6 protein-coding genes and 1 pseudogene are annotated in these 8,540 nt (G+C 71.5%); 2 read left to right on the top strand and 5 right to left on the bottom strand.

Annotated elements, in window-relative coordinates; all coding sequences use genetic code 11:
• Both G5C60_RS48010 and G5C60_RS48005 read right to left on the bottom strand, forming a co-directional pair.
• A partial coding sequence (locus G5C60_RS48010; RefSeq protein ID WP_165270157.1) for an AAA family ATPase occupies positions 1–2,508 on the bottom strand: 2,508 nt, incomplete at its 3' end.
• 141 nt (positions 2,509–2,649) lie between these two features.
• Entirely contained in the window at positions 2,650–3,480 is an 831-nt protein-coding gene (locus G5C60_RS48005; protein WP_165270154.1) for a LuxR C-terminal-related transcriptional regulator, read from the bottom strand.
• 113 nt (positions 3,481–3,593) lie between these two features.
• Here G5C60_RS48005 and G5C60_RS48000 point away from each other — a divergent pair, with 113 nt between their 5' ends.
• On the top strand, positions 3,594–5,270 hold the full coding sequence (locus tag G5C60_RS48000; protein ID WP_165270152.1) for an AMP-binding protein: 1,677 nt from the start codon (positions 3,594–3,596) through the stop codon (positions 5,268–5,270).
• Positions 5,267–6,919 carry an AMP-binding protein gene (locus G5C60_RS47995; protein WP_165270150.1) on the top strand — a complete coding sequence of 551 codons (1,653 nt, stop codon included), beginning with the start codon at positions 5,267–5,269 and terminating at the stop codon, positions 6,917–6,919. The genes G5C60_RS48000 and G5C60_RS47995 overlap by 4 nt, the downstream gene beginning before the upstream one ends.
• A 36-nt stretch (positions 6,920–6,955) precedes the next feature.
• On the opposite strand, the gene G5C60_RS47990 is transcribed toward G5C60_RS47995, so the two are convergent.
• From G5C60_RS47990 to G5C60_RS47980, 3 genes and pseudogenes are all read right to left on the bottom strand, one after another.
• Complete coding sequence (locus tag G5C60_RS47990; RefSeq protein WP_165270148.1) at positions 6,956–7,429, bottom strand: carboxymuconolactone decarboxylase family protein; 474 nt, start codon at positions 7,427–7,429, stop codon at positions 6,956–6,958.
• A gap of 146 nt (positions 7,430–7,575) precedes the next feature.
• Positions 7,576–8,088 carry a GNAT family N-acetyltransferase gene (locus tag G5C60_RS47985; RefSeq protein WP_165270146.1) on the bottom strand — a complete coding sequence of 171 codons (513 nt, stop codon included), beginning with the start codon at positions 8,086–8,088 and terminating at the stop codon, positions 7,576–7,578.
• A 60-nt stretch (positions 8,089–8,148) separates the two neighbouring features.
• Positions 8,149–8,540: pseudogene (locus G5C60_RS47980) on the bottom strand (hypothetical protein); the annotation flags it as partial.

The raw sequence follows: 8,540 nt of genomic DNA, 5'->3' as shown, positions 1-8,540 counted from the left end.
CCCTGACCCCTCCGCCCGCAGCCGCCCCAACTCCAGCGCCACGCGCGCCTCTTCGAGCCCGTACCCCAGCTTCGCCAGCTGCTCCTGCGCGGACGTCAACTGCCGTACGGCCGCCTCGTGTTCGCCGCGCGCGGCTTTCGCCAGGGCCTCGGCCCGGTCGAGTACGGCGAGGACGCTCGCGCGTCCGAGCCGTACCGCGTGCTCGCGCGTGGCGTCGATGACGTCCTGCGCCTCCGCGAGTTCGCCGATCAGGATCAGTGCCTCGGCGAGGTCGCCGTGCCAGCGGCCCCGCGCGGGATCGGAGATGCTGAGCCCCTGCTCCAACTCCCTTGCCCTGCGCAGGGACTGGACCGTCCCGGCAGCGTCCCCGGCCACGAGCTGGGCATGTCCGAGCGCGCCCAGCGCACGCGAGAGGTAGATCAGGTCGCCGTCCTCCTCGGCGCGGCTGACCGCGTCGCCGGCCAGGGCGAGGGCCTGGTCCACGTCACCGCCCGCGGCCTCGGCGAGCGAGGTGAACATGTTGCCCGCGGCCTCGCCGATCCCCGTGTCCCGGCCGAGCCGCAGGCTCTCGTGGGCGAGGTCGAGCGCCCGGCCGCAGTGCCCGGCGCGCAGCTCGGTCTCGGCGAGCCCGCGCAGGAAGTGCACCTCGCTCTCGACCATGCCGCGACGGCGTACCTCGCCGAGGAGGCGGGTGATCGTCGTACGCGCCTCGGTGAGCTGGTCGCTCATGATCTGCCAGCGGAACCGGGTGGCGCCCGCGCCGTTGTGATCGCACGCCACGATCGGGTCCTGCGGCTCCGTGAGTGCCCGTTCGAGGGTCGCCGGGGCGTCGGGGTGCCCCATCAGGGTCTCCATCTGGGCCTGGAACGACAGCGCCATCAGCTCGGTGCGCCGGTCGGCGGCCGTGGCGGCGAGCCGGGCGGCGTGGGCGGCCTCTTCGCGGCCCTTCGTCATCTCGCCCTCGACGAGCAGGGCCCGCCAGGCCAGTTGGTAGCGGACCAGCGCGAGCAGCCGCGGGTCCTCGCCCGCGTCGGCGAGGACCCGCGGGAAGACGGCGTCGACCTCGGACATCGCCTGGCCCGCCGCGTCGATCACGACCATCCAGGCGCGTACCCGGACCGCCGCGTCGGTCGCCCGGTCCAGTACGTCGCGGGCCACTTCCCGCGCGAGGTCGCTGTCACCGGAGGTCAGCGCGTCCTCGGCGGACCTCAACCGGCGTTCGTCCGCGCCGCATCGGTCCTCCGGCGGGGTGTGCCGGGCGGCGAGCAGGCCGAGTTGGGCCGCGACGGAGGGCGCGCCGCGGTCCCGGGCCAGGGTCGCGGCCTCGGAGAGCCGTGCGGCGACCCGCTCGTCCGTACCGGTCGTGGCCAGGGCCAGATGGCGGGCCCGCTCGATCGGGTCGGAGGCCGCCGTGGACAGCGCGGCATGGGCGGCCCGCCGTTCCTGGGGCGTCGCCTGCGCGTACAGCGCGGCCGAGACGAGCGGATGCGCGAACCGTACGGTCCCCTCCTGGCCGTCAGGGCCGTCAGGGCCGTTGGTGGCCACCAGTCCGAGCGAGGCAGCGAGCGCCGTCTCGGCCTCCGCGTCCGGGCGCCCCGCCGCGCGCAGCAGTGCCAGCGTGGGGCGTGCTCCGGCGCTCGCGACGAGCAGGGTGCGCCGGGCCTCGGCGGACAGCAGGTCGAGGCGGCTGAGGACGAGGGCGCGCAGCGAGGTCGGCACCGGCAGCGGCTCGCCGGGGCGCGGCGGTGTCGGGCTCTCGGCCAGGGCGCGGCCGAGTTCGAGCGCGAACAGCGGGTTGCCGCCGCTGGTGTGGTGGATGTCCCGGACGGTGGAGCGGCGCAGTCCGGTGTAGCCGCGGGCGGCGAGGAGTTCGGACACCTGGGGGCCGGTGAGCGGGGCGAGGAGCAGGGCGAGGGACTCCGGGGGATACGCGCGTAGATACGGAACGTGCTCTTGTTCCTTCGGTTCGGTGCGGGTGCGCACCGCGCCGAGCATCCGCACCGGCATCCCGCCGAGCCGGCGGGCCGCGAAGCCGAGCAGTTCGGCGCTGGGTGCGTCCAGCCACTGGAGGTCGTCGGCGACGAGGAGGACGGGACCCCTGGCCGCCAGCGCGCGCAGCACCGAAAGCACCGCGAGGCGCAGCGCCAGGCCGTCCCGGTGCAGGGACGATTCACCGCGGCCGGTGAGCGCCGCTTCGAGCGCGGCGCGCTGCGGGGCCGGCAGCGCGTCCGCGACCTCGTCGGCGACGAGGCCGAGCAGATCGACGAGGGCGAGGAAGGGGAGATGGGATTCCGACTCGGTGGCCGAGCAGCGCAACACGGTCCGCGCCGATTCGGCGTATTCCACGGCCAGTGCCCGCAGGGTGGTCGATTTTCCGATTCCGGGCGGACCGTGCAAGAGGACGCTGCCTCCTCGGGAGAGCTGCTCACGTGCTTGTTCCAGCAGCTGGTTCCGGCCGATGACCTGGTCGGAACGGGGTCTGACAGGCTCCTCGGCATCCCGTCGCACGCGCACCGCTCCTCTCATGTCGTGTCCGGTTCAATATTAAGCAATGACCCCCTGAATTTCGGAGGGGTGCACCGTGAAGGAAATAACCGAGTTTTGGTATACGGGATTTCAGGGCGCCTGAGGGTGAATGGCGCCCTGACTTCACGGCAGCAGCCCCGCCCGTCGTGCCGCCACCACCGCCTCCAGCCGCGTGTGCGCTCCCAGCTTGCGCATCGCCGAGCGCAGATACGCCTTCACCGTCTCGGGCCGCAGTCCGAGCCGGTCCGCGGCGGCCGCGTTGGTCGTGCCGGCGGCCACACAGGCCAGGACGTCCAGCTCACGCGGGGCAAGCCGGACACCACCGGCCGCCGGGGCGGGAGCGGCCGCCAACCTGTCGCAGACCGCGAGCAGTTCGGCCCGCAGCGCCGGGTCATCGACGCGCGGGGCCAGCGCCCGCAGCGCCCCGTGCGCCTCGCGGACCTGCTCCCACCCGGCGCCCACGGCACGCTCCGGCTCGCGCGCCGCCGCCAGCAGACTGTGCGCCTCGTCCCGTACGACCAGCGACTGCTCCACGTCCCGTGCCGCCTCCACCGCCGCGCTCAGCGTCCGGTCGCCGAGCGGCTGGGCCGTGCGCAGGGCGCCGTACAGCACACCGCGCACCCGGCGGCGTACGACGACCGGCACCGCGAGGACCGACCGCAGCCCCTCCGCCGCGACCACGGCGTCGTACTCATGGCTGATCTGCCGTGAGGAGGAGTAGTCCGTCACGGCACAGGGCCGGGCGAGGGCCACCGTCTTGCCGCCGAGCCCGTTGCCCGACGACACCGTGAGAGCCCTGAGCGCCGTCGTCCTCGCACCGTTCAACTCACTGATACGCATCTGCCCGCGGTCCGGCTCGACCAGGCCGCCGAAGGCGACCGGCAGCCCCGTCGCGCGCCGCAGCCGCTTCAGGGCGCCCTGTATCTCCACCGCTCCGTTCACATCTGCTGCCACGTGCTCGTCCCTTCAACGCAGCGCACCCCCCATTCGGGGGTAGTGAGACCCACGTCACGGATACACCATGTCACTGAGCCGCCCGGCAGTGTGGCCGGGGCCGAGGAGGACAGATGACGACGCCGACGGAGCGCTTCCGCAGCGCGCGGGATTTTCTGCTGGAGCACCGCGAGGACTACGCCACGGCCTACGAGGGTTTCACCTGGCCCCGGCCGGAGTTCTTCAACTGGGCACTCGACTGGTTCGACGTCATCGCCCGCGGCAACGACCGGACCGCCCTGCACATCGTCGAGGAGGACGGCACACGCGTCGAGCTGTCCTTCGCCGAGCTGTCCGAGCGCTCCGCACGGGCCGCCAACTGGCTGCGCGACCAGGGCGTACGTGCCGAGGACCGCGTCCTCGTCATGCTCGGCAACCAGGCCGAACTGTGGGAGACGGCCCTCGCCGCGATGAAGCTGCGCGCCGTCGTCATCCCCGCGACGCCGCTGCTGGGCCCCGTGGATCTGCGCGACCGCGTGGAGCGGGGGCGGGTACGGCATGTGATCGTGCGGGCCGAGGACACCGGCAAGTTCGACGACGTGCCCGGCCGCTACACCCGGATCTCGGTCGGCGGCGACGATCAGGGGGAGGGCTGGCGGTCGTACGGGGACGCGTACGCAGCCCCCGCGGACTTCGTTCCCGACGGCGTCACGCGCCCGGACGACCCGCTGATGCTGTACTTCACCTCGGGTACGACCGCGCGCCCCAAGCTCGTCGAGCACACCCATGTGTCGTACCCCATCGGCCACTTGGCGACCATGTACTGGATCGGCCTCAGGCCCGGCGACGTCCATCTGAACATCTCCTCGCCCGGCTGGGCCAAGCACGCCTGGTCGAACCTCTTCGCGCCCTGGAACGCCGAGGCGACGGTCTTCATCCACAACTACACGCGCTTCGACGCGGGCAGACTGATGGCGGAGATGGACCGCGCGGGGGTGACGACCTTCTGTGCTCCTCCCACTGTGTGGCGCATGCTCATCCAGGCCGACCTGACCCAGCTGCGGACGCCGCCGCGCGAGGCCGTCGCCGCCGGAGAGCCCCTGAACCCCGAGGTCATCGAGCAGGTGCGGAGGGCCTGGGGCGTCACCATCCGGGACGGTTTCGGGCAGACCGAGACGGCCGTGCAGGTGTCCAACAGCCCGGGGCAGCAGCTGAAGACGGGCTCCATGGGGCGGCCCAGCCCCGGCTTCCGGGTCGAGCTGCTCGATCCGGTGTCGGGTGCCCCGGGCGCGGACGAGGGCGAGATCGCACTCGACCTGTCCGCGCACCCCGTGGGGCTGATGACCGGCTACCACGGCGACGCCGACCGTACGGCGGAGGCGATGGCGGGCGGCTACTACCGGACCGGTGACATCGGTTCGCGGGACGCGGACGGCTACATCATCTATGTCGGGCGCAGCGACGATGTCTTCAAGGCGTCCGACTACAAGATCTCGCCCTTCGAGCTGGAGAGCGCGCTCCTGGAGCACGAGGCGGTGGCCGAGGCGGCCGTCGTGCCCGCGCCCGACGAGCTGCGGCTCGCCGTCCCCAAGGCGTACGTCGTGCTGGCGGAGGGCTGGGAGCCGGGCCCCGACACCGCGAAGGTCCTCTTCGAGCATGCGCGCACCACCCTCGCCCCGTACAAGCGCATCCGTCGCCTGGAGTTCGGCGACCTCCCCAAGACAGTGTCGGGCAAGATCCGCCGGATCGAACTGCGCGAGGCCACCGCCGCGGGCTCCGCGAACGAGTACCGCGAGGAGGACCACCGGTGACCGAGGCCAGTTACACGCAGGGGACCAGTTACACGCATGGGACCAGTACGACGCCCTTGCTCGGCGACACCATCGGCGCCAATCTCGACCGGGCGATCGCCGCGTACCCCTCGCGGGACGCGCTCGTGGACGTGCCCTCCGGACGGCGTTGGACGTATGCCGAGTTCGGCGCCGCGGTCGACGAGGTGGCGCGCGGGCTGCTCGCCAAGGGTGTGGTGAAGGGCGACCGGGTGGGCATCTGGGCGGTCAACTGCCCTGAGTGGGTGCTCGTCCAGTACGCGACCGCCCGCATCGGCGCGATCATGGTGAACATCAACCCCGCTTACCGTGCCCATGAGCTGGAGTACGTGCTGAAGCAGGCCGGGATCTCGCTCCTGGTCGCCTCGCTCGCGCACAAGGGCAGCGACTACCGGGCGCTGGTCGGTCAAGTGCGGGGAAAATGCCCGGAGTTGCGCGAGACCGTCTACATCGGCGACGAGAGCTGGGACGCGCTCGTGGCGGGCGCGGCATCCGTCCCGTACGAGCAAGTGGCCGTCTCCGGCGCCGAGTTGAGCTGCGACGAGCCGGTCAACATCCAGTACACCTCGGGCACCACCGGCTTCCCGAAGGGTGCCACGCTCTCGCACCACAACATCCTCAACAACGGCTACTGGGTGGGCCGGACCATCGGCTACACCGAGCAGGACCGGGTGTGTCTGCCCGTGCCCTTCTACCACTGCTTCGGCATGGTGATGGGCAACCTGGGCGCCACCTCGCACGGCGCGTGCATCGTCATCCCGGCGCCGTCCTTCGACGCCGCGGCGACGCTGAAGGCGGTCGAGAAGGAGCGCTGTACGTCGCTGTACGGCGTCCCGACCATGTTCATCGCCGAGCTGAACCTGCCGGACTTCGCGACGTACGACCTCTCCTCCCTGCGCACCGGCATCATGGCGGGCTCACCCTGCCCGGTCGAGGTGATGAAACGGGTGGTCGCCGAGATGCACATGGCCGAGGTCTCCATCTGCTACGGCATGACCGAGACCTCGCCCGTGTCCCTCCAGACCCGCCGCGACGACGACCTGGAACACCGCACCGGCACGGTCGGGCGCGTACTGCCGCACATCGAGGTGAAGGTCGTCGACCCGGCGACCGGGGTGACGGTGCCGCGTGGCTCGGCGGGGGAGCTGTGCACCCGCGGCTACAGCGTGATGCTCGGCTACTGGGACGAGCCCGAGAAGACCGCGGAGGCCGTCGACTCGGGGCGCTGGATGCACACCGGGGACCTGGCCGTGATGCTCGACGACGGCTACGTCCAGATCGTCGGCCGGATCAAGGACATGATCATCCGGGGTGGCGAGAACATCTATCCGCGCGAGATCGAGGAGTTCCTGTACGCGCATCCGAAGATCGCCGACGTCCAGGTCGTGGGCGTACCCGACGAACGGTACGGCGAGGAGGTGCTTGCCTGCGTGATCCCGCGGGACCCCGCGGACCCGCTGACCCTGGACGAGCTACAGACCTTCTGCACCGGGCAGTTGGCGCACTACAAGGTGCCGAGCCGCCTGCGGATCATGGAGTCCTTTCCGATGACGGTGTCGGGGAAGGTGCGGAAGATCGAGCTGCGGGAGCGGTACGCGGCCGGGGCCCGCAAGGGGGACCCCGGCCGGTGACGCACCTGTCTGCCCTGTCTGCCTGTCCTGGCCTCGTCAGCCGAACTGGCCGGGCTGGTAGTCGCCGGCCGGCTGCTGGACGATGACGTTCATACGGTTGAAGGCGTTGATGGCGGCGATGGCGCACACCAGGGCGGCGAGCTGGTCCTCGTCGTAGTGCTTGGCGGCGTTCGCCCAGGCCTCGTCCGTGACGCCACCGGCCGCGTCGGCGATGCGGGTGCCCTGCTCCGTCAGCTCAAGAGCGGCGCGCTCGGCCTCGGTGAAGACCTTGGCCTCCCGCCAGGCCGCGACGAGGTGGAGGCGTTGCGCCGTCTCCCCGGCTGCGGCCGCATCCTTGGTGTGCATGTCGGTGCAGAACCCGCAGCCGTTGATCTGACTGGCGCGGAGCTTCACCAGCTCCTGCGTCGCGAGCGGCAGCGTCGACTCCGCGAGCACCCTGCTCGCCGAGACGATGTGCTTCACGAACTTGCCTGCGGTCGCGTTCTCCATGAGGTTCAACCGAGCATCCATGGTCAGCTCCTCTGCCGTTGTCGGTGGCTACACATCTACGACGGGACAGCTCGGCGAAATGTGACACACCCCAATGGGACGTGACCGAATGTGACGCGCGTCTCCCGTGTCGCACCGCGGCAGGGTCAGTTACGCGCCAGGCGTGGTCAGTTGGTCAGCTCTCTGCGCATGCACCCCCGGGGCCAGCGGTCGAGGCCGTGTTCGGCTTCCGCGGCGCGGATCTTTCGTAGGCCCGGGGTGAGTTCGGGTTCGGTCAGGACGCGGAAACCGATGCGCTCGTAGTACGGGGCGTTCCAGGGGACCTGCGTGAAGGTGGTCAGGGTGAGAGCGGTCAGGCCCTGGTCGCGGGCGCGGTCGGCGGCGTACGCGATCAGGGCCCGGCCCGCGCCCCGCCGTCCCGCGCCCGGGTGGACGGAGACCTGCTCGATGTGGAACGCGCCGTCCACGGGCTCGCCGACCAGGTACGCGACGACCCGGCCGGTGCCGTCCTCGGCGACCCAGGCGTGGCCCGCCCGGCGAAAGCGCTCCAGCAGGTCGAGCGCGGGCGGCTCGTCGTCGGCGATCTCCGCCATGCCGATGGGGCGGAAGAGGTCACCCGCGGCGCGTTCGATGTCCTGGAGCAGCGGGAGGTCGGCGGAGGCGGCGGGTCTGATGGTCATGGGCCAAGTATGTGGGGGACTTGGAGGCGGGGGCTTTGGGGCTTGGGAGAGCCGGGACGGTCAGGCGCCCGTGGCGATCAGTTCGTCGGCGAGGCTGTTGGCCGGCTGAGGGGTGCCCGTGAGGTCCAGTACGAAGAGGGGGATGCCGAGGGAGTCGGCGCGGGAACGGGCGTCCTCCGCGTACCCGGCCAGCGAGAAGTAGACGCAGCCCGCCGATTCCGTCATCGCCGTCAGCCACAGGCACTCCACGTCGCGCAGCGAGGCGGGACGCAGGGCCGGGTCGACCTGTGCGAGGACGCCGCGGGCCGCCAGACCGATCCCGGAGGGCGGCCGCTGATCCGCCCGCCGTATGTCCTGGTAGCCGAGCCAGCGGAGGTACAGGGCGGCGGCGGTCACGGCGTCCCGGGCCGTACGGATCGTCACCGGATTGAAGGGGGGACGGGGAGTGGCTG

This window comes from Streptomyces scabichelini (assembly GCF_011045015.1).
Classification (GTDB): Bacteria; Actinomycetota; Actinomycetes; order Streptomycetales; family Streptomycetaceae; genus Streptomyces; species Streptomyces scabichelini.
Note: the sequence above shows the minus strand (reverse complement) of the source record. Positions and strands in the feature narration are given on the sequence as shown.

Coding starts and splice junctions, on each gene's coding strand:
- G5C60_RS47985 (WP_165270146.1), bottom strand. CDS start 8,088: ATGACCATCAGACCCGCCGCCTCCGCCGACCTCCCGCTGCTCCAGGAC.
- G5C60_RS47990 (WP_165270148.1), bottom strand. CDS start 7,429: ATGGATGCTCGGTTGAACCTCATGGAGAACGCGACCGCAGGCAAGTTC.
- G5C60_RS48000 (WP_165270152.1), top strand. CDS start 3,594: ATGACGACGCCGACGGAGCGCTTCCGCAGCGCGCGGGATTTTCTGCTG.